Origin of the sequence: Streptomyces sp. NPDC047974 (genome assembly GCF_040653375.1) — a bacterium.
Taxonomy (GTDB): Bacteria; Actinomycetota; Actinomycetes; order Streptomycetales; family Streptomycetaceae; genus Streptomyces.
The window spans coordinates 1-1,158 of sequence record NZ_JBEZNU010000127.1 but is presented as its reverse complement, the minus strand read 5'-3'; the positions used below and the strand labels follow the sequence as shown (position 1 = coordinate 1,158).

General features: G+C 56.9%; 1 protein-coding gene. It reads right to left on the bottom strand.

The window, feature by feature from the left end; all coding sequences use genetic code 11:
• Positions 1-662 (bottom strand): hypothetical protein (locus AB0E19_RS38855; RefSeq protein WP_362189999.1); only part of this gene is annotated, 662 nt, incomplete at its 3' end.
• Positions 663-1,158: the final 496 nt, after the last annotated feature.

The following is a 1,158-nucleotide window of genomic DNA, read 5'->3' as shown; positions in this document are numbered from 1 at the left end:
CTCGCCCAGCTCGGCGACACCGAGTGGCGCGACGTCGACGCGGTCCTGCGGTACGCGGTCCGCCGCGGCGCCTCCAAGATCGTCCTGCACGGCTGCAACGAGCGCCCTTCTCTGACGGCCGATGATATTCGCTTGAGCATCGCATGTGGGACGTCCATGTACCATTTGAAGTACTCGATGGGGATATAGATGATCTCGCCGGCTTCGTTTTCGATACCAACAACGCCATTGACCGTTTTCCAATGGAGGCGACTGTTCCACTCGCGGCTCCCTTTTGTATGCTTCAGGACTTCCAAGAGCTTTCTGAATGCATCCATCGACTTTCGGATCACGTCAGAAAGGCCCACGTCGCGGAAATCCTTCTCTGCCATTTTCTCAGCGGCTTTCTTCACATACGATCCGATACCATAGGTTGCAAGGCCCGAGGCAATCAGTACGCCGTGCTCTTGGATCCAGGCAATCCAAGATCCTTCCGAGGTTCTAACCGGGACCTCATACTCGATCGCAGCCAGGCCAGGAGACTGCATTCGGCAAAAGTAGCGAATGCACTCGTCGAGGCCGAGTAGCAGGTTCCCCGCAGCGGAGGCCGAAATTACCCCGGTCGGTACTGCCTCGCCATATAGCTTCAAATAGCCGATTCCCGGCCGATCAGTATCTTCCACCTTGGATCCCCTTCCAGCAGAAACAGCGAGCCCAGAACATCGGCGAATCCTAATAATTAGCGGGATTGTTCAGTTTCGTCAACAGTTTAATGAGGCGCGTGGAGGATAGGCTTGCGCAATTGTCACTTGAGCGAGGTGCGGCAAATTACGTTTGTCGACGTGGTTTTTCTCCGCGCTTTTCCCCTGCCCGAGCGTTTCCGCGCTTGGCGCAGCGGCAAGATGCGGCGTTGGCACGTGTCTGATCGCGGGAAGTCGGCAATATGTTCTCCGAGAAGAAGCTGTTTACGATCAGTCTTCTAGCCTTTGAGGCCCGGCCTCAAAATCGCGTGGTGCTCAGAACCTCGTTGGGCTCAAGAGGCGGTTCGCGCCCTTGCAAGTGCTGCTTTGGGCTGAAGTCAGTATCGACGCCCACCCTTCGGCTTGTTATGGCACAACGGATAACTCGAGCACGACCGGAACGCCCCATGCGGCCCATTGCGGCCCACGAACACGCCCA